The following is a 20,838-nucleotide window of genomic DNA, read 5'->3' on the forward strand; positions in this document are numbered from 1 at the left end:
ACTCCGGCAGGGCTTCCCGAGACCTGACGGGACAAGACCCGACGCGACAAGACCCAGCGCATCATCTGGCGTAAGGGGACGCCATGAACCTGCTGTCATCCATCGACGCCACCGAACTGCCGGTCACCGATCTCGACCATGACGAGCTCTGGTACAAGGACGCCGTCATCTATCAGCTGCATGTCAAGGCCTTTGCCGACAGCAACAATGACGGGGTGGGCGATTTCGCAGGGCTCACCGAAAAACTCGGCTACCTGCAGGAGCTCGGCGTCACGGCGCTGTGGCTGTTGCCGTTCTACCCCTCGCCCGGCCGCGACGACGGCTACGACATCGCCGATTACGGCTCGATCAATCCCGATTTCGGGACGATGAAGGACTTCAAGCGCTTCATCCAGGAAGCCAAGAAGCGCGGCCTGCGCGTCATCACCGAACTGGTGATCAACCATACCTCCGACCAGCACCACTGGTTCAAGCGCGCCCGTCGCAGCGATCCGAGGTCAAGCGCACGCAACTGGTATGTATGGAGCGATACCGACCAGAAATATCTGGGCACCAGGATCATCTTCACCGATACTGAGAAGTCGAACTGGACCTGGGACCCGGAAGCCGGCCAGTTCTACTGGCACCGCTTCTTCTCGCACCAGCCCGATCTGAACTTCGACAATCCGCGCGTGGTCCACGCGCTGATCCAGGTCATGAAGCGCTGGCTGGATGCCGGCGTCGACGGGTTTCGGCTCGATGCAATTCCCTATTTGTGCGAGCGCGACGGCACCAATAACGAAAACCTGCCCGAAACCCACGCCATCATCAAGAAGCTGCGCGTCGAGCTCGATGCCCACGCCAAGGGCAAGCTGCTGCTTGCCGAAGCCAATCAATGGCCCGAGGACGTCCAGGAATATTTCGGCCAGGGCGACGAATGCCACATGGCCTACCACTTCCCGCTGATGCCGCGGATCTACATGGCGATCGCGCAGGAAGACCGTTTCCCGATCACCGACATCCTGCGCCAGACGCCCGACATTCCCGCCAATTGCCAATGGGCGCTGTTTCTGCGCAACCATGATGAACTGACCCTGGAAATGGTCACCGACGTCGAGCGCGACTATCTGTGGTCGACCTATGCCAACGACCCGCGCGCCCGCATCAATCTCGGCATCCGCCGGCGGCTCGCGCCGCTGATGGACAACGACCGCCGCAAGATCGAACTGATGAATTCGCTCCTGATGTCGTTTCCGGGCACGCCGATCATCTATTACGGCGACGAAATCGGCATGGGCGACAATATCTATCTGGGCGACCGCAACGGCGTGCGCACACCCATGCAGTGGACACCGGACCGCAATGGCGGCTTCTCCCGCGCCGATCCGGCAAGGCTCTATGCCCCGATGATCATGGACCCGGTCTATGGTTACGAGGCGGTCAATGTGGAAGCCCAGTCGCGCAGCCTGTCGTCGTTGCTGAGCGGCACCAAGCGGCTGATCTCGGTGCGCAAATCGACGCTTGCCTTCGGCCGCGGCAGCATGGCGTTCATTCGTCCGGCCAATCGCTCGGTGCTCGCCTATGTCAGAGAGTACAAGGGCGAGGTCATTCTCTGCATCGCCAACCTGTCGCGCTCGGCGCAGGCCACCGAGCTCGACCTGTCGGCCTGGAAGGAGCGCATTCCGCTGGAGATGCTCGGCCGCACGCGCTTTCCGCCGATCGGCGAATTGCCCTACATGATCACGCTCGGACCATACGGCTTCTACTGGTTTCAGCTTTTGGAGCGGGACAAGTCGGAGCCCGTCGCGCCGACGGTGGTGCCGGAGTTCGAGACGCTGGTGGTGCCGCTCGGCTCGACCTGGGTCTCGCTGGCGCGGGCCCGCGGCGTGTTCGAGCGCGACGTCTTGCCCGACCACCTGGCGCGGACCCGGTGGTATCCGGAAAACTCGCCAGAGGCGATCCGGCCGACGCTGGTCTCCGCCATTCCGTTCTGCGACATCGGCGACAACAGGCCGTGGCTGGCGTTCTTCGAAGCCACGCAGCGCGGCATCACCGCGCGCTACTCGCTGCCGATGCAGATCGAGTGGGTGCGCTTCGATCGCGAGCGGTACAACCCGCATGCGTTCGCGGCCGTCCGGCAGGGCGCGCGCGAGGGAACGCTGCTCGATGTGGCGACCGCGCCGATCTTCATCGCGCTCTTGCTTCGCAACCTCAGCCAGGCGCTGACGGTCGAGGAAAACGGCCTGCGGCTCGAATTCAGGCCGACCAGCAAATTCTCCGACCGGCCGATCCGGGAGCCCGAGCATGTCAGCGCCATCGACACCGAACGCTCCAACAGCAGCGCCGTGGTGGACAACGACTATGCCGTCAAATTCTTCCGCAAGCTCGAAGGCGGCACCAATCCCGAGATCGAGGTCGGCCGGTTCCTGACCGAGGTCGCAGGCTTCGCCAACGCACCGGCGCTGCTCGGCAGCGCCGAGCTGATCGAAGCGCATCAGCCGCATGCGATCATGACGGTTCACGCGTTTGTTGCCAACCAGGGCGACGGCTGGGCCGTGAGTTCGGCCTATCTCGACCGCTTTGTCGACGAGCAGCGGCTGCTGGCCGCCAACGGACAAGCCGGCGAGAGCGAGCAGCAAGTCATTCCCTACTTGCGTTACATGGCGCAGGCCGGACGCCGCGCCGCCGAGCTGCATCTCGCGCTGGCGTCGCGCTCCGACCTGATCGATTTCGCACCGGAGCCGATCCGGCCCGAGGACGTCCACCGCTGGGTCGACGATGTCACGGGACGGGCGGAGCGCGTGCTCTACGCTCTGGGCCTGCGGCGCGACGCGATGCGGGAGTCGGACCGGCCGCTGGTCGATCGCATGCTGAGCCGGCGCGCCGACTTGCTGGAGCGCCTGGGCACACGGCTGCCGCAGGAGATCGACGGCCTGAAGATCCGCCTGCACGGGGATTTTCGCCTTCGGCACCTCTTGATCGTCAAGGATGATATTTTCATCACCGGATTCGAGGGCGAGCGCTATCTTGCGCTGGCGGAGCGGCGGCGCAAGGCGCCCGCGGCGCGCGATGTGGCGAGCCTGATCCGTTCGATCGATTACTCGGTCACCGCAGCGCTGGAACGGGCGCTAAAAGTCGCTCCCGAAGAGCAGGGCCGGCTGGCTGCAGCGCTGGCGGAATGGCGCCAACGCGCAACGACGGCATTTCTGACCGGTTATCGCGACATCATCAAGAGTTCACGACTTTGGCCGGCGGAGCTGCATGCAAGCAATGCAATGCTTGATTTCTTTTTGCTGGAAAAAGCCCTATGCGAAATCGAAGATGAGCTGACCCACCACCCCGACTGGCTACGCATTCCCCTGGCCGGCATGCTTCGAATCCTCTCCGAGCCCGCGAGCGAGACCTGATGACCCAACTTTCCGCCGAAGCCTATGCCATCGTCGAAGGCCGCCACGCCGATCCGTTCCACTATCTCGGACTGCATAGCGAGGGCGACAGGACGGTGGTGCGCGCCTTCCTGCCCGAGGCGTCGAAAGTCGAGGCCGTCGGCGAGCATGGCGCGGTGGCCGCGCTGGCGCGGATTCACGACGCCGGATTATTCGCCGGCGCGTTGCCGAACGGCTCGCGACGCTACCAGCTGCGCGCGCAATACGGCAACAACGTCGTCAGTCTCGACGATCCCTACCGCTTTCCGCCCGTGCTCAGCGATTTCGACCTCTATCTGCTCGGCGAAGGCACCGATCAACGCCTCTACGACAAGCTCGGCGCGCATCCGATGACGCTGGACGGCGTCGATGGCGTGGCCTTCGTCGTGCTGGCGCCCAATGCGCGCCGCGTCAGCGTGGTCGGCGATTTCAATCTGTGGGATGCGCGTCGCCACCCGATGCGCGTGCGGGGTGTCGGTTACTGGGAGCTGTTCATCCCGCACGCCAAGCCGGGCGACCACTACAAGTTCGACATCATCGGCCCGCAGGGCCAGCATCTGCCGTTGAAGTCGGATCCTCTTGCGTTTGCCACCGAGCTGCGTCCGAAGACCGCGTCCATCGTGTTCGACGAGACTCACCTGCCGCGGCCACGTCCGGCCCCGTCAGGGATCAACGCGATCAACGCGCCGATCTCGATCTATGAGGTCCATCTCGGCTCATGGCGGCGCAAGGGCAACAATGAATGGCTGACCTACCGCGAACTGGCGGAGCAGCTTCCAGCTTACGCCCGCGACCTCGGCTTCACCCATATCGAGCTTCTGCCGGTCAGCGAGCACCCGTTCGACGGTTCCTGGGGCTATCAGCCGACCGGGCTCTATGCGCCGACCAGCCGCTTCGGCTCGCCGGCCGATTTCTGTGCGCTGATCGACGCCTGCCACCGCGAGGGCCTGGGCGTGATGCTCGACTGGGTCCCCGGCCACTTTCCCGACGACCCGCATGGGCTCGGTCATTTCGACGGCACCGCGCTTTACGAGCACGCCAACCCGATGCAGGGCCGCCATCTCGACTGGGGCACGCTGATCTATAATTACGGCCGCACGGAAGTCGTCAATTTCCTGGTGGCGAACGCGTTGTTCTGGCTGGAGCGCTACGGCATCGACGGCCTGCGCGTCGACGCCGTCGCCTCCATGCTGTATCTCGATTACAGCCGCCCCTCGGGCGGCTGGATCCCGAACCAGTTTGGCGGGCGCGAGAATCTGGAGGCGATCGAATTCCTGCGCCGCTTCAATACCGAACTGTTCGCCCGTTTTCCACAGGCCACCACCGCAGCCGAGGAATCCACCGCCTGGCCGCAGGTGTCACGCCCGGTCCAGTATGGCGGGCTCGGGTTCGGCTACAAATGGAACATGGGTTGGATGCACGACACGCTGAAATACATCGGCAAGGATCCAATCCATCGCAAATTCCACCACGGCGATATTCTGTTCGGCCTGCACTACGCCTTCTCGGAGAACTTCATCCTGCCGCTGTCGCATGACGAAGTCGTGCACGGCAAGCGCTCCATCCTGGGCCGGATGCCCGGCGACGAATGGCAGCGCTTCGCCAATCTGCGCGCCTATTACAGCTTCATGTTCGCACATCCCGGCAAGAAGCTGTTGTTCATGGGCTGCGAGTTCGGCCAAGAGCGCGAATGGGATCACGACCATTCGCTGGACTGGCACCTGCTCGATCACCCGAAATATGCCGGCATCCAGGCCCTGATCCGCGATCTCAACCGACTCTATCGCACGCTGCCCGCGCTGCACGAGCTCGATTGCGACCCGGCCGGTTTCGAATGGATCATCACCGAGGATGCCAGCCACAACGTGTTCGCCTGGCTGCGCAAGGGCAGCAATTCGAACCAGCGCTGCGTCATCGTCGCCAATTTCTCGCCCAACGTCTACCACGACTATCGCGTCCGCGTGCCTCATGCCGGCCAGTGGCGCGAGGTGTTCAATTCCGATTCGGCCCATTATGGCGGCAGCAATGTCGGCAATGTCGGGGAAGTCCATACCTGGGACGGCGCCGGGCCTGAACTCAATCTGACGATCCCGCCCCTGGCCGCGATATTTCTGATTCCGGAAAGTTGACTTGATGCGTTTGACCGCTGGAACCTTTTCCCGCCTCGGCGCAAGCTGGGACGGCCGCGGTACCAATTTTGCCCTGTTTTCTGCCAATGCGCAGAAGTTCGAGCTGTGTCTGTTCGACAGCCAGGGGCGGCGCGAGCTCGAACGCATCGAGCTGCCCGAGCGCACCGAGGACGTCTGGCACGGCTATCTCAACGACGTCTCCCCCGGACAGCTCTATGGCTATCGCGTGCACGGCCCCTACGAGCCCGAGCACGGCCACCGCTTCAATCCCAACAAGCTGCTGCTCGACCCTTACGCCAGACGGCTCGCGGGACGACTGGTGTGGAGCGACGCGCATTTCGCCTATCGCACCGGAAGCCCGCGCGAGGATCTCTCGTTCGACCGCCGCGACAATGCGCGCGGCATGCCGAAATCCGTCGTCATCGACGAGACGTTCAACTGGGGCCGCCGGGAGATGCGTCCCAGCATCCCCTGGGAAGACACCATCATCTATGAGGCCCACGTCAAGGGACTGACGCAGACGCGCCAGGATGTGCCGCCCAATCTGCGCGGCACCTATGGCGGGCTGTCCTCGCCCGCCATGATCGCGCATTTGAAGAAGCTTGGCGTCACCACCATCGAGCTGTTGCCGATCCACGGCTTCGTCGACGACCGCGTGCTGGTCGAGAAGAAGCTGGTGAACTACTGGGGCTATAATACCGTGTCGTTCTTCGCACCGGAGCCGCGCTACGCGCAGGACAATCCGCTCGACGCCTTCCGCACCACGGTGGCGCGATTGCATGACGCCGGCATCGAGGTGATGCTCGACGTCGTCTATAACCACACCGCAGAAGGCAACCATCTCGGCCCGACCTTGTGCTTCCGCGGTATCGACAACGCCTCCTATTACTGGCTGAAGCCGGACAACAAGCGTTATTACGACGACTTCACCGGCTGCGGCAGCTCGGTCAATCTCACCCATCCGCGCGTGCTGCAGATGGTGATGGACTCGCTGCGCTACTGGGTCGAGGTCTGCCACGTCGACGGCTTCCGCTTCGATCTCGCCACCACGCTGGCGCGCGAGCCCCATGGATTCGACCGCAGCGCCGCCTTTCTCACCGCGATCCGGCAAGACCCGGTGCTGGCTGCCGTCAAGCTGGTCGCCGAACCTTGGGACCTCGGCATGGGCGGCTATCAGGTCGGGGCCTTTCCCTCGCAATGGTCGGAATGGAACGACCGCTACCGCAGCGCGATGCGCCGCTACTGGAGCGGCGAAGGCAGCCTGATCGGCGACGTGTCCAGCCGCATGACCGGCTCCTCGGACCTGTTCAACCACGACGGCCGCAGGCCGCGCGCGAGCGTCAATCACATCACCGTGCATGACGGCTTCACGCTGGCGGACCTGTTCAGCTACAACGAAAAGCACAATGCCGCCAATGGCGAGGACAATCGCGACGGCTCCAACGACAACCACAGCAACAATTGCGGCCAGGAGGGCCCGAGCGACGACCCGGCGATTTCGGCGCTGCGCCGCCAGCTTCGCAAGAATCAGCTGGCCTGCCTGTTGCTGGCGCAGGGCCTGCCGCTGATCCTGGCCGGCGACGAGGTCGGCAACTCGCAGGGCGGCAACAACAACGCCTATTGCCAGGACAACGAGATCGGCTGGGTTGGCTGGGACAATCTCGGGCGCGACGGCGACGACCTGACCGATTTCGTCGGCCACATGAGCGAATTACGCCGCAAATTTCCGCAAATCCGCGCGCGGCGTTGGCTCGATGGGCGGCGGGCCGATGGAACCTATGGCGTGTTGTGGCTGACGCCCGCGGCCGAGGAGATGACGGAGACGGACTGGAAGTTTCCGGAGGGCCGTTTTCTTGCCTACGTGCTCGGTCCATTGGAACAAGGTCAGGCGGCGATCTTTATCGTTCTGAATGCCGCCCCAGAGGAGATTGCGTTCAAGTTGCCGAAGATGCCTGAATATAAGAGCTGGCGGCAGGTGCTGGACACGGCCGAGGCCAAGCAGACTGGCCTCGATCTCGCGCCTGGTGCCGACACCCAAGCGCCGGCCCGGGCCGTGCTCGCCTTTGCAGGCGTCTTATGAGCGCCGCCAGCTTCGGTCCGCGCCCGAGCAAGGACGGCGTCTCCTTTCGGCTGTGGGCGCCGGCTGCCAAACGCGTCGACCTGATGCTCGATCGTCCCCAACCCATGCATCGCGGCGACGACGGCTGGTTCACCGCCGACGTTCAGGGCGTCGGGGCCGGCGCCCGTTACAAGTTCCGGATCGACGACGAGCTCGAGGTGCCCGATCCGGCTTCCGCCTTTCAGCCCGAGGATGTGTTCGGTCCGAGCGAAGTGATCGAGCACGATCGGTTTGAGTGGCGCGCAGAGGATTGGCGCGGCCGGCCCTGGCAGGAGACTGTGCTGATCGAAGCCCATGTCGGAACGTTCACGAAACAGGGCAGCTACCGCGCAATGATCGACAAGCTCGATCACCTTGTAGCGACCGGGATCACCGCGCTCGAACTGATGCCGCTGGCCGATTTCGCGGGCACGCGGGGCTGGGGCTATGACGGCGTGTTGTGGTACGCGCCGGACAGCGCCTATGGCCGGCCGGAGGATCTCAAGACCCTGGTCGACGAAGCGCATCGGCGCGGGCTGATGGTGTTTCTCGACGCGGTCTACAACCATTTCGGTCCCGAGGGAAATTATCTCGGTCGCTATGCGCCGGCTTTCTTCACCGAAGCCCATACACCATGGGGCAGCGCGATCGACTACCGGCTGCCGGAGGTGCGCGCCTTCGCCGTCGAGAATGCCGTGCAATGGTTGCGCGACTACCGCTTCGACGGATTGCGGCTCGACGCGGTCAACCACATCCTGGACGAGCCCGGCGAGATCTCGATGCTGCATGAGCTCAGCATCGCGGCAGGCCAACTCGCCGCCGAGACCGGCCGGCACATTCATCTCGTGCTCGAGAACGGCGACAACCGCGCTTCGCTATTGGATGCGGTACACCCGCCGCGCGGCAAATATCACGCGCAGTGGAACGACGATTATCACCATGTCTGGCACGTATTGCTGACCGGTGAGAGCAACGGATATTATGGCGATTATCAAGAGTCGCCGCTCGGCGGCCTGGCCCGGTCGCTTGCTTCGGGCTTCGTCTACCAGGGCGAGCCCGCGCCGTTCTGGGGCGGCCAGCCGAGAGGCGAGCCGAGCGGCGCGCTGGAACCCAGCGCTTTCGTCAACTTCCTGCAAAACCACGACCAGATCGGCAACCGCCCATTCGGCGACCGGCTGGAAAGCATCGCCGACCCCAAGGGCATCGAAGCCGGGCTTGCGATCACGCTGCTGGCGCCGATGACGCCGATGCTGTTCATGGGCGAGGAATGGGGCTCCAAGGTGCCGTTCCCGTTCTTTTGCGATTTCACCGGGGATCTCGCCGCCGCCGTGCGCAACGGACGACGCGAGGAATATGCCTGGGCCTACGCGGCCTATGGCGACGAGGTGCCGGATCCGCTCGATCCCGCGACGTTCCACGGCGCGGTTCTGGATTGGGATGCGCGCGACGCGGCGAACGGACGGATGCGGCTTGCGCTGGTGCAGCGGCTGCTGACGATCCGAAAGCGCGAGATCACGCCACGCCTTGCAGGCGCGGCGTTCGGCGAGGCCGAGGCTGCAGCCAACGGTCTCCTGGCGGCCGACTGGCGCCTGGGCGACGGAACGCCGCTGCGGCTCCTCGCCAATCTGTCGGCGCGCGAGATCGCCTGCCGGCCAGCCGCAGCCAGAGGCACGGCGATCTGGGGCGGCGAGCCCGGCGAACACCTGCCGCCATGGTCGGTGTTCTGGCGCATTGGAGGCTAGCGCCATGCCTCCGGCGATCCCGATCGCGACCTACCGGCTGCAGCTGACCAAGGATTTCAATTTCGAGCAGGCCGCGCAGGTCGTGCCCTATCTGAAGGCGCTCGGCATCACCCATCTCTATGCCTCGCCGTTCATGAAGGCGCGCAAGGGCTCGACCCACGGCTATGACGTCGTCGACCACACCAAGCTCAATCCGGAGCTTGGCGGCGAGGCCGGCTTCGCGGTGCTGAGTGCCGCGCTGAAGCAGCATGATCTCGGCCTGATCCTCGATTTCGTCCCCAACCATGTCGGCGTGCATTATGCGGACAATCCGTGGTGGCTCGACGTGCTGGAATGGGGACCGGCCTCGCCGCATGCGGTCTCCTTCGACATCGACTGGGAGCAGTTGCCGCACCGCGCGCGCGGCGGCGTGCTGCTGCCGATCATCGGCTCGTCCTACGGGAACGCGCTGGAGCGCGGCGAGATCGAGCTGCGCTACGATCCAGGCGAAGGCAGCTTCTCGTGCTGGTACTTCGAGCATCGCCTGCCGATCGCGCCGGAGCGCTATGGCGAGATACTGCGGATCATCGTCCAGGCAGCCGGCGTCGAGGCGAGCGAGGCCGGGCGCCGCGTCCTCGCACTCGCCTCGCGCCACACCGGATTGCGCCATCCCAATCGCACCGAGGCCCCGGGCTTCAAGGCTGAGCTGAAGGCCATCGAGGGCGGCGCCGAGATTATCGCACGCGGGCTCGACGCATATCGCGCGGGCCCTGACCGCACTGCCGAGACGCTGGCCCTGCATCATCTGCTTGAACGCCAGCACTACAAGCTCGGCCACTGGCGGCTCGCCTCCAGCGATATCAACTACCGCCGCTTCTTCGATGTCAACACGCTGGCGGGACTGCGGGTCGAGGATGCCGCAACCTTCGACGCCGCGCATCGGCTGGTGCGACGGCTGATCGAGGAGGATAAGTTGCAGGGGCTGCGGCTCGACCATATCGACGGCCTGCGCGATCCCGCGCAATATTTCCAGCGTCTGCGCCGGCTGATCCGCGACGCGCACGGCCAGGACGGCAAGCCCTTCTATCTCGTGGTGGAGAAAATCCTTGGCGAAGGCGAGAAGCTGCTTGGCTTCACCGGCGTGCACGGCACCACCGGCTATGAGTGGATGAACGTCATCAGCCACGTCCTGATCGACGCCAAGGGCCTCGAGCCGCTGGACGAGATCTGGCGTCAGATCTCTAGCACGCCGCCCCGGCTCGCGCCGGTGCTCCGAGACGCCAAGCGCAGGGTGCTGCGCACCTTGCTGACCAGCGAATTCACGGTCTTGAGCCGGCTGCTCGCGCGCATCGCCGACGGGCATTATTCCACCCGCGACTATTCCGCCGACAGCCTGCGCGAGGCGCTCGAACTCTACGTGCTGCACTTTCCGGTCTATCGCACCTATCTGACCTCGGCGGCCCCGAGCGTGCACGACCGCGAATTGATCGCGCGGACCATCGCGCTGGCGCGCGCCGACTGGTTCGCCGCCGACGAAGGCATTTTCGACTTTCTCCGCGACGCCATCACCATGGACCTGATCAAGTCGGGACGGACCGCACATAGCGCGCCGCGGGTGCGCCGGTTTGCGCTGAAGCTGCAGCAGTTCACCGGTCCGCTGATGGCGAAGTCGCTCGAGGATACGGCGTTCTACCGCTACCATCGGCTGCTTGCGCTGAACGAAGTCGGCGGCGACCCTTCCGCCAAGGGGCTGGCGGTCACCGACTTCCATGCCATGATGCGGAGCCGCGCCAGGGAATGGCCGCACGGCATGACCGCAACCGCGACCCACGACACCAAGCGCGGCGAAGACGCCCGCGCGCGGCTGATGGCGTTGACGGAGATCGCCGGCGAATGGAGCAGCACGGTCGCAAAATGGAAGGTGCTGAACGCGCCGCATCTGGTCACCAACGGCGAGATACGCGCACCGTCGGTGACTGCGGAATACATGCTCTATCAGGCGCTGCTCGGCGCATGGCCGGTCGACGATCAGGACGACGCGTTCCTCGAGCGGATGCAGGGCTACGCGCTGAAGGCAGCGCGCGAAGGCAAGCAGGAGACGAGCTGGCTCAATCCCAACGAGTCCTACGAGGCGGGACTGCAAACGTTCATCGAACGGATTCTGGATCGCTCGGCTTCGAGCGAGTTTCTCGGCTCGCTTGCAACATTGGCGCAGCGCGTCGCGCTGTTGGGCGCGCTCAATTCGCTGAGCCAGCTCACCTTGAAGGCGACGATGCCGGGCGTGCCGGATTTCTACCAGGGCACGGAATTCTGGGATCTGTCGCTGGTCGACCCCGACAACCGCCGGCCGGTCGATTTCGACGAACGCGCGGCCGTGCTGGCGGCGACTCGCGCTCCCGACTGGGAGGCGCTTGCGCAAGATTGGCCCAACGGTCACGTCAAACTGGCCTGGACCGCGCATCTCCTCAAGCTCCGCACCGACATGGCCGACGTCTTCGCCTATGGCGATTATCGGCCGCTCGAGGTGAGCGGGCCGGATCGCGACCATGTCATTGCCTTTGCTCGTCGCCGCGGCAAGGACGCCGCGATCATCGTGGCGACCCGTTTGTTCGCCGCCGTCTCGCAAGCCGGTCGGGTCTGGCCCTCGGTGGGACAGCTTGACGGCGCGATCAACCTGGCAGGGTTCGAGATCGACGGCGTGACCGATCCGGCGACGTCGAGCCTTCCACTGGCTTCGCTGCTGCGGCATCTGCCGGTGGCGGTGCTGAAGGCGCGCTTTGTCGGCGCCGCGAGACCGGCGCGAATGCGCGTCAGCGCCTGATCAGCTCTTCTTGGTCAACAGCAGAGTACCGCGGTCGCGGATCATCGCCTGGGCCGCCTGGGCAAACCGCTGCAACAGCCACGGCAGCATCACTTCCAGCCGGACATGCTCCTCGGCGACGTCGATGTGACCGGACGCCGCCTGCCCCAGCGCGCGGACACGAAAGAACATGTGGTCCCCGTCCCAGCGCTCCTCGTCCACCTTCAGCACCGGAACGCTGGTGGCCGCGCGGGTCAGACCTGACTTGAGACGACGAACCGCTTCCTCGCGCCCCAGGCGATGCGGGATCAGAACGACGAGTGGTGCGGACATGCAACAATCCTTTCCAATCTTCCTGATGTAGTCGGATTCGCCTCGAAAAAAAGGGCAGAGCGATTTTATCGCGGCGCAAGAGGCGGAACTTTCAAGGTTCCCGCAAGTTTCTCCGGCGCACAACACAGCAAGCAAGCGCCCACTGAGGGGCTGAGGAGAGCTTAAATGTCTATCGGTACGATCATCCTGATCATTCTCGTCATCGCGCTGCTGGGCGGATTCAGCGGCATCGGCGGCGGTCCGTTCTATGGCACCGGTTATTACGGCGGCGGCGGTCTTGGCCTCATCATCGTCATCCTGGTGATCCTGTTACTACTCGGGCGCCTCTGAGCCGGCCTGATACTCGTCATTCCGGGGCGCGCTTCGCGCAATGACCTCCAGATTCCGGGTTCGCGCTAGGCGCGCCCCGGAATGACCAAACCCAACTAACTCTTCCCCGACAGCTTCCTGATCGCCGCCTTGATCGATGACGCCGCCTCATCATAGGCCTGCCATGCCTTCGACCTGGCGAGCAGAGTTGGCGCGGTGCGGATGGTGAAGCGCTTCGGGTCGAGTTCACCCTTCACCTGCGCCCAGGTCAGCGGCATCGACACGGTGGCGCCCTGGCGCGCCCGCGGCGACAGCACCGCGACCGCGGTCGACATCCGGTCGTTGCGCAGATAGTCCAGGAAGATCTTTCCCTTGCGCAGCTGCTTCGACATGTTGAGCAGATAGCGATCGGGATCTTCGCTGGCCATCAATTGGCAGACGCCCTGCGCGAAGGCCTTTGCCTCCTTCCACGTCACGCTGTGTTTCGCGCCGCAAAGCAGCGGCACGACGACATGCAGCCCCTTGCCGCCGGTGGTTTTGCAGAAGCTCTCCATGCCGAGACCGGCAAGATGCTGCCGCATCTCACTGGCCGCCTCCACGACCGCGGCGAAGTCGACGTCAGGCGCGGGATCGAGATCGAACACCAGCCGGCCCGGCGTATCATAGGCATTCGGTGCGCAATTCCAGGGATGCAGCTCGAGGCCGCCGAGCTGCGCGACCGCGGCCAGCCCCTCGATGCGGTCGATCTGCAGATAGGGCTTGCGGTCGCCGGACACCTTGACCAGCTCGAGCAGTTTTGAGGTCCCCGGCATCGCGTGCCGCTGGAAGAACTGCTGGCCCTTGATGCCGTCCGGGGCGCGGACGATCGAGCATGGCCGTCCCTTGATGTAGCCGATGATCCATTCGCCGACCGCCTCGAAATAGCGCGCGAGATCGAGCTTGGTGACGCCTCGCCCGTCGCCGCCGTCGGGCCATAGCTCCTTGTCCGGCTTGGAGATGACGACGCTCATCACCTCCGACGATTTGCGGTCCGACGATTTGGTTGGCGGCAATTTGGGCCGCGCCGCGCCCGCCTTGGCGGATTTCGCGGCGGACCTGGCAAGGGCGGGCCGAGCGATGCTGACCATGTGCGGGGTCTCCGCCACGATCTCGGCGGACGGCTTGTCGAGCCGCAGCCCCTTGAACGCCGCCTGCCGTACATTGCCGTCGGCGGTCCACCCCGCGAACTCGATTTCAGCGACCAGGTCGGGCTTGAGCCAATGCACCTCGCGCGTCTTGCGCGGGGCATTGTTGCCGCCGAACGGGCTTTCGTCGGATGCCGCCTGCTTCAGCGCCGGCATGATGCGTTTAACCTTGTCCTGGCCAAATCCGGTGCCGACAATGCCGACATAGGCGAGATGATCGCCGCGATGCACCCCCGCCATCAGCGAACGGAATTTGCCGTTGGTGGTCTTCCAGCCGCCGAGCACCACCTCCTGGCCAGCACGCACCTTGGCCTTGGTCCAGCTTTCCGAGCGGCCCGAACGATAGGGCGCACTGAGCTTCTTCGAGACGATGCCTTCCAGCGACAGCTTGCGCGCCGACGCCATGACATCCTCGCCCTCGGCCTCGAAATGCTCGACATAGCGGATGCACTTGCGCTGGTTCTCAGGGGCCGCCTTCAGCAATTGCCTCAGCCGCGCCTTGCGTTCGCCGAGCGGCAGGCGACGGAGATCCGCACCATCGGCGCACAGCAGGTCAAAAGCGAAGAAAATCAACTGATCGGTCTTGCCATCGGCAATCGCCGCCTGCAGGGCCGAGAAATCCGGCACGCCGTTGTGGTCGAGCGCCACGATCTCGCCGTCGACCAGCGCGTCGGGCAGGCCGCCGGCTTCCTTGGCAATGGCACCGAACTTGTCGGTCCAGTCCAGACCCTTGCGGGTTTTCAGGGTAGCCTCGCCACCTTCGACACGCAATTGCACGCGATAGCCGTCGAACTTGATTTCGTGGCACCAGCCCTCGCCGCCGGGCGGGCTCTCCACCGAGGTGCAGAGCTGCGGCGCGACGAAATCGGGTATCGCCGCGACCTTTTTGGCTTTCGCTGGTGACAATTTCGGCGTGGCCACATCGGCCGCACGCGCCTCCGCGGCCGTGCCGCGATTGGAATGCCAGACAGCGTCCGCATTCATCCGGCGCGTCTTCCCCGCGGTTTTGGCCAGCATGAACGGCTTCGGCGCTTTGCCCTTGCCCGCAGCGATCTGCGCCATGGTCCGTCCCGAGGCCACGGAGCGATCCTCATCGAGCACGTCATTGGCCTCGCCCTCCCGCGCGTATTCGTCGCGGTGCTTGATCAGGAGCCAGTTGGTGCGCTTGCCGCCGTCGCGATCCCGGCGCATCCGGACCAGCACCCAGCTGCCGTGCAGCTTGTCGCCGTCGAGCGTGAATTTCAGGTCGCCTTTCTTGAAGCCACGCTCCGGATCGTCGGAGTCCCAATAGCCGCGATCCCAGAGCTGCACGGTGCCGCCGCCATATTCACTCGCGGGAATGGTGCCTTCGAAGTCGCCGTAATCGAGCGGATGATCTTCGACCTCAACCGCCAGCCTCTTGTCGTGCGGGTCGAGCGAGGGACCGCGCGTCACCGCCCAGGACTTGAAGACGCCGTCGAATTCGAGCCTGAGGTCGTAATGCAGCCGCGTCGCATCATGCTTCTGGATCACGAAGCGGCGCCGCTCCGACGGCGCGACCTTGACCTCGCCCGAGGGCTCGGCAGTCTTCTCGAAATCCCGCTTCTTCCGATAGGTGGATAGTTTCCCGGGTGCCACGGTCGATCCTGTGACTTGTTAGCTCGGCCCATCATGGGCCAAGACGGCGCATCGGCCAAGACACATGCCAAACGAGGCACAGGCCAAAGACGCGCGCCAAGACATGTCCGGAACCAAAACCCGCAGCCCCCGTTGGAGTTCCAGAAGTTATTGGAAATGCTGGAGATTGGCATGGTCGCCCCACGCGCCTATTGGAAGGGCTCACTGAAACTCTCGCTGGTGAGCTGCCCGGTGCTGCTCTATCCGGCCTCGACCACGATCGAGAAAACCCGCTTTCACTTGATCAACAAGGAGACCGGAAACCGGCTGAAACAGCAGCTCATCGACGCCGAGACCGGCGAGGTCGTGGACGGCGAGCAGAAGGCGCGCGGCTATGAGCTGACAAAAGGCAAATATGTCGAGATCGACAAGGACGAACTCGACGCCGTGCAGATCGAAAGCAACCACAGCATCGATATCGACAGTTTCGTGCCGCGAAACGAGATCGACAAGCGCTATCTCAACCATCCCTATTATATCGCTCCCGACGGCAAGGCCGGCCTCGACGCCTTCGCCGTCATCCGCGACGCCATGAAGGATCAGGACCGGGTCGCGCTGGCCCGCATCGTGCTGACCAACCGCGAGCACGTCATCGTCATCGAGCCGCTGGGCAAGGGCCTGCTCGGCACCACGCTGCGCTTTCCCTACGAGCTGCGCGATGCTGATGACTATTTCGACGATATCAAGAGCCCGAAGATCACCAAGGACATGGTCGAGCTGGCCGGCCACATCCTCGACAGCAAGGCAGCCCATTTCGATCCCTCGAAATTCAAGGATGACTACGAGACCGCGCTGAAGACGCTGGTGAAGCGCAAGGCCGCCGGCAAGCCGGTCAAGCAAGCCGAGCCCGAGCAGCGGCCGAGCAATGTCATCAACCTGATGGACGCGCTGAAGCAGAGCCTGAAAGGACGAGCCACGGGAAAGAAGCCAGCGCGCGCGCCGGCACGGCGGCCGGCGCATCGCACGGCCCGCAAGCCGGAGCGATCATCGGCCCGGCGGCGGAAAGCGGGTTGAGCGCCGTCGAGAGATCGTAGCGCAACTCCAGAGCCGCGAGCGGAAGATGCTAATCCGGCGCGCGCAGGCGATAGCCGATGCCGGTTTCCGTCAGCACGAATTGCGGACGCTCGGGATCGACCTCGATCTTCTGGCGGAGCTGGCGCACATAGACCCGCAGATATTGCGCGTCGGTCAGTTCGTCCCACAGCTCCTTCAACAGGAAACGGTGGGTCAGGACCTTGCCGGCATGCTGCACCAGCACCCGCAACAGCTCGTACTCCTTCGGCGACAGCTTCACGTCCTTGTCGCCGACCTTGACGATGCGCCGCACCAGATCCACCGAGAGATCGCCGGAGCGGAACACCGGGCGTTCGCCATGGACCTGCAGCTGGTGCCGCAACGCCGCGCGCAGCCGCGCGAGCAGCTCATCCATGCCGAACGGCTTGGTCAGATAATCGTCGGCGCCGAGATCGAGCGCCTGCACCTTGCCGGCCTCGTCGCCACGGCTCGACAGCACCACGATCGGGACGGAATCGTCGCGGCCGCGGATCATGCGCAGCAGCTCATGGCCCTGGATGTCCGGCAGGCCGAGATCGAGAATGATCAGTGCGGGATTTTGCGACATCAGCTCCAGCGCGATCTTGCCGTTGGAGGCTTCCAGGATCTCGTAACCCTGCGTGCTCAGCCCCATCCGCAGCAATTTCCGGATCGGCGGCTCGTCATCGATCACCAGCACCTTGATCGGCAGTGCGCTCATGCGGCGGTATCCAGCGATTTGACGGCCGCCGGGATCGGCAACCGGATGGTGACCACGGCGCCGCTGCGGTCGGCGCGGTTGGCGGCCGAAATCCGGCCATGCATGGCCTCGACGAAGCCGCGCGAGATGGCAAGCCCGAGGCCGGTGCCCGGACGAACATGGTCGGCCTTGTTGGCCCGGTAGAACTTGTCGAAGATGCTCTCGAGCTCCGCCGGTGGAATGCCTTCGCCTTCGTCGAGGATCTGCAGCCTGACCTGGTTGCCGTCCCGCAAGCTCTGGATCGATATCGTCGTGTCGGCGGGAGAGTACTTCGCGGCGTTGTCCAGCAGATTGAAGATCACCTGCTCGAACAGCACCGCGTCGAGCTCCAGCATCGGCAAGTCGGCCGCGAGCTCGAGCGAGACCTTGTGGTTCGCGAGGATCTTGCTCGCCCGCCGCAGCGCGCTGCCGATGATCTCGCCGATGTCGTGCAGCGCCGTGTTGGGCACGATCGCGCCCGATTCGAGCTTGGTCATGTCGAGCAGATTGGCGATGAAGCGGTTGAGGCGTTCGGATTCGTCGATCACCGTCGCAAGCAGATCGCGCTTCTGCTGCTCGTCCAGGCCGCTGGCGAGATCGCGCATCGTCGAGGCGGCGCCGAGCACCGAGGCGAGCGGCGTCTTGAGATCGTGGGAGATCGAGGTCAGCAGCGCCGAACGCAGGCGGTCGGATTCCATGGTGCGCTTGACCCGGTCCATGTCTTCCACCAGCAGCACCCGCTCGATCGCGAGCGCGCCCTGGTCCATCAGCGCGTCCAGGAGGCGCCGCTGATCCGGCGTCAGCAGCGGGCCGGTGCGGTCGTTGTCGATGCCGATCACCCCGATCGAGCCGCGGCCGGTCCGCATCGGCAGGAACAGCCGCCTGGCGCCGGGCAGCGTGTCCGACCCGCGGCCCGCGGGATGATCATTGCTCCAGGCCCAGTTCGCGGCGGCGAGATCGGCCTTGTCGAGCTGGTCCTCCGGCGGATAGCCCGCCTTCACCGTCAGGGCGCCATCCTCGGGCAGCAGCAGCACCACGCGCACTTTCAGCATCAGCGCGGTCTGGTAAGCATAGGCCCAGAGCACGTCGTCGAGGGTCGCGGTGCCGGCGAGCTTGCGGCTGAAGGCGTAAAGCTGTTCGGTGGTCCTGATCCGGCCGATCGCGGTGTCGGCCTGCGTCCGCACCCGCGCGGCGACGTTGGAGACCAGCGCCGCGATCAGCATGAAAAAGAAGAAGGCCGCGATATTGGTCGGATCGGTGATCGTGAAGGTATAGATCGGCGGCAGGAAGAAGAAGTTGTAGCAGAGCGAAGCCGCGACACTCGCCAACAGCGACGGCCACAGGCCGTAGCGCACCGCGACGATCACCACGGCGGTCAGAAAGACCAGATCCACATTCTCGATGCCGAAATGCGGCTGGATCAGTTCGGCGGCGCCGAGCCCCAGCGCCGCGATCACGAGCGCCATCAGATACGGGCGCGGATCGAACGGCTCCACGCGCGCGGCCGTCTGCACCGCAGGCTTGCTCGCCGGCTCCGCAGCCAGGTCGTCGCCGGGAATGACGTTGACGCTGATATTGCCGGCCCGCCGCACCAGATCGTGGACCACCGACCCGCGCAGGATCTCGAACCAGCGCGAGCGCGACGATTTGCCGATGATGATATGGGTGACGTTATTGGCGTGCGCGAAGCTGATCAGGTCGTCGGCGATGCGCCGCCCGACGCCGGGGATGGTGAGCGCCTCGCCGCCCAAGGCTTCTGCCAGCCGCAGCGTATCGGCAAGCCGGTCGCGCTGCTCGTCGGTCAGTTGCAGGCTGCGCCGGGTTTCGATCGAGATCGCGGTCCATGGCGCGTGCACGCGGTCGGCCAGCCGCTTGGTATAGCGTACCAGCCCCGCCGCGCGCGGATCTTCGCTGACGCAGACCAGGATGCGTTCGCCGGCGGCCCAGGGACCGGCGATCGCGTTGGCCTGCATGTGGGTGAGCAGCTGCTCGTCGACGCGCTCGGCGGTGCGGCGCAGCGCCAGCTCGCGCAGCGCGGTCAAATTGCCCGGCGAGAAATAATGCTCCAGCGCGCGCTCGGCCTGCCGGGGAACGTAGACCTTGCCCTCCTTCAGCCGCTGGATCAGGTCGTCCGGCGTCAGGTCGATCAGCTCGATCGCATCCGCCCGCTCGAACACCGAATCCGGCACGGTCTCGCGCACGCGCACATGCGTGATCTGCGCGACCACGTCGTTGAGGCTTTCGATGTGCTGGATGTTGACGGCGGTGTACACGTCGATGCCGCGCGACAGCAGTTCCTCGACGTCGAGATAGCGCTTGGGATGCCGGCTGCCGGCGACATTGGTGTGGGCGAGCTCATCGACCAGCGCGATCTTCGGGTGGCGCGCGATGACCGCGTCGAGATCCATCTCCTCGAGGATCTGGTCCTTGTATTCGAGCCGCTTGCGCGGAACGACTTCCAGGCCCCGCACCAGCGCTTCGGTTTCGGCCCGGCCGTGGGTCTCGATGAAGCCGATCACGACGTCGACGCCGGCCTTCAGCTTGGCGTGCGCGCTCTGCAGCATCTCGTAGGTCTTGCCGACGCCGGGGGCGGCGCCGACAAAGATCTTCAGCCGGCCGACGCCTCCGCCCTCTCGCCTTGCTGCTTCCAACAAGGCTTCCGGCGAAGGACGTTTTTCGGGATCGCGGCGCGGCTGGACCATGGCTCTTTACATTATAGTCCGCGCCGCGCATTCGGCATAGTCGTGCTATTTCGCAGTGGTGCCATCGAGCGCCAGATTGAGCGCCAGCACATTGACCCGCGGCTCGCCGAACAATCCGATCAGACGGCTCTGGGTGTTCTGCGCGACCAGCTCACGGACCTTGTCTTCCGGCAGATTGCGCGCTTTCGCCACGCGCGGCACCTGGAACAGCGCGCCTTCCGGCGAGATGTCCGGATCCAGACCGCTGGCCGAGGTGGTGACGAGATCGATCGGCACGGCGCTCGCCGGATTTTCAGCCTTCAGTCGGTCCACGTCGCCCTTGACCCGGTCGTTCAGCGCCTTGCTGGTCGGGCCGAGATTGGAGCCGGAGGAATTGGCCGCGTTGTAGGGTGCCGGGACGGTCTTGGTCGCATCGGCCGGATCCGGCGCGGTGGTCGCCGACGGCCGTCCCTGGAAGTACTTGTCGTCCTTGAATTCCTGCCCGATCAAGGCCGATCCGACGACCTTGCCGTCGCGCTCGATCAGGCTTCCTTCCGCCTGTTTCGGAAAGATCACGCCGGCGATCGCGGTCATGGCGAGCGGATAGGCTAGCCCCGTGATCAGCGTGAGCATCAGGAGGACGAGAATGGCAGGACGGATTTCGCGTAGCATTTTGGTGTCTCCTATAAGATCGTCATTGCGAGCGAAGCGAAGCAGTTTGCGGAACTACAAGAAGAACGGATGGCTTGGTC

General features: G+C 64.6%; 12 protein-coding genes. 7 read left to right on the forward strand and 5 right to left on the reverse strand.

Going from position 1 to position 20,838, the window contains the following annotated elements; genetic code table 11:
* Positions 1 to 83 precede the first annotated feature (83 nt).
* Genes treS through treY form a run of 5 tightly spaced genes read left to right on the forward strand, consistent with a single transcriptional unit; the run spans position 84 to position 12,173 of the window.
* Positions 84 to 3,386 (forward strand): maltose alpha-D-glucosyltransferase, encoded by a 3,303-nt coding sequence (treS, locus tag WCB02_RS18295; RefSeq protein WP_423960147.1) that lies wholly within the window; start codon positions 84 to 86, stop codon positions 3,384 to 3,386.
* Entirely contained in the window at positions 3,386 to 5,533 is a 2,148-nt protein-coding gene (gene glgB / locus WCB02_RS18300) for a 1,4-alpha-glucan branching protein GlgB (RefSeq protein ID WP_423960148.1), read from the forward strand. Before treS ends, glgB begins: the two co-directional genes overlap by 1 nt.
* A 4-nt stretch (positions 5,534 to 5,537) precedes the next feature.
* A complete protein-coding gene (gene glgX / locus WCB02_RS18305; protein ID WP_423960149.1) occupies positions 5,538 to 7,613 on the forward strand; it encodes a glycogen debranching protein GlgX in 2,076 nt (691 codons plus the stop codon).
* Complete coding sequence (gene treZ, locus WCB02_RS18310; protein WP_423960152.1) at positions 7,610 to 9,373, forward strand: malto-oligosyltrehalose trehalohydrolase; 1,764 nt, start codon at positions 7,610 to 7,612, stop codon at positions 9,371 to 9,373. The genes glgX and treZ overlap by 4 nt, the downstream gene beginning before the upstream one ends.
* Before the next feature lie 4 nt (positions 9,374 to 9,377).
* The gene (gene treY / locus WCB02_RS18315; RefSeq protein ID WP_423960154.1) at positions 9,378 to 12,173 is read left to right on the forward strand and encodes a malto-oligosyltrehalose synthase; all 2,796 of its coding nucleotides are present in this window, start codon (positions 9,378 to 9,380) and stop codon (positions 12,171 to 12,173) included.
* Here treY and WCB02_RS18320 read toward each other — a convergent pair whose 3' ends face one another.
* On the reverse strand, positions 12,174 to 12,485 hold the full coding sequence (locus WCB02_RS18320; RefSeq protein WP_423960156.1) for a polyhydroxyalkanoic acid system family protein: 312 nt from the start codon (positions 12,483 to 12,485) through the stop codon (positions 12,174 to 12,176).
* 165 nt (positions 12,486 to 12,650) lie between these two features.
* Between WCB02_RS18320 and WCB02_RS18325 the strand changes: the two genes are divergently transcribed.
* The gene (locus WCB02_RS18325) at positions 12,651 to 12,815 is read left to right on the forward strand and encodes a DUF3309 family protein (protein WP_423960157.1); all 165 of its coding nucleotides are present in this window, start codon (positions 12,651 to 12,653) and stop codon (positions 12,813 to 12,815) included.
* 95 nt (positions 12,816 to 12,910) lie between these two features.
* On the opposite strand, the gene ligD is transcribed toward WCB02_RS18325, so the two are convergent.
* Positions 12,911 to 15,595, reverse strand: a complete 2,685-nt coding sequence (gene ligD / locus WCB02_RS18330) for a DNA ligase D (RefSeq protein ID WP_423960158.1) — start codon at positions 15,593 to 15,595, stop codon at positions 12,911 to 12,913.
* A 171-nt stretch (positions 15,596 to 15,766) separates the two neighbouring features.
* Here ligD and WCB02_RS18335 point away from each other — a divergent pair, with 171 nt between their 5' ends.
* Positions 15,767 to 16,648 carry a Ku protein gene (locus WCB02_RS18335; RefSeq protein ID WP_423960160.1) on the forward strand — a complete coding sequence of 294 codons (882 nt, stop codon included), beginning with the start codon at positions 15,767 to 15,769 and terminating at the stop codon, positions 16,646 to 16,648.
* A 49-nt stretch (positions 16,649 to 16,697) separates the two neighbouring features.
* Here the strand turns inward: WCB02_RS18335 and WCB02_RS18340 are convergent, their stop codons facing one another.
* Genes WCB02_RS18340 through WCB02_RS18350 form a run of 3 tightly spaced genes read right to left on the reverse strand, consistent with a single transcriptional unit; the run spans position 16,698 to position 20,758 of the window.
* Positions 16,698 to 17,387 carry a response regulator gene (locus tag WCB02_RS18340; protein ID WP_423960161.1) on the reverse strand — a complete coding sequence of 230 codons (690 nt, stop codon included), beginning with the start codon at positions 17,385 to 17,387 and terminating at the stop codon, positions 16,698 to 16,700.
* On the reverse strand, positions 17,384 to 20,107 hold the full coding sequence (locus tag WCB02_RS18345; protein ID WP_423960164.1) for a DUF4118 domain-containing protein: 2,724 nt from the start codon (positions 20,105 to 20,107) through the stop codon (positions 17,384 to 17,386). The genes WCB02_RS18340 and WCB02_RS18345 overlap by 4 nt, the downstream gene beginning before the upstream one ends.
* Before the next feature lie 45 nt (positions 20,108 to 20,152).
* The gene (locus WCB02_RS18350; protein ID WP_423960165.1) at positions 20,153 to 20,758 is read right to left on the reverse strand and encodes a K(+)-transporting ATPase subunit C; all 606 of its coding nucleotides are present in this window, start codon (positions 20,756 to 20,758) and stop codon (positions 20,153 to 20,155) included.
* Positions 20,759 to 20,838: the final 80 nt, after the last annotated feature.

The sequence above is a fragment of the Bradyrhizobium sp. genome (assembly GCF_049581145.1).
GTDB lineage: Bacteria > Pseudomonadota > Alphaproteobacteria > Rhizobiales > Xanthobacteraceae > Bradyrhizobium.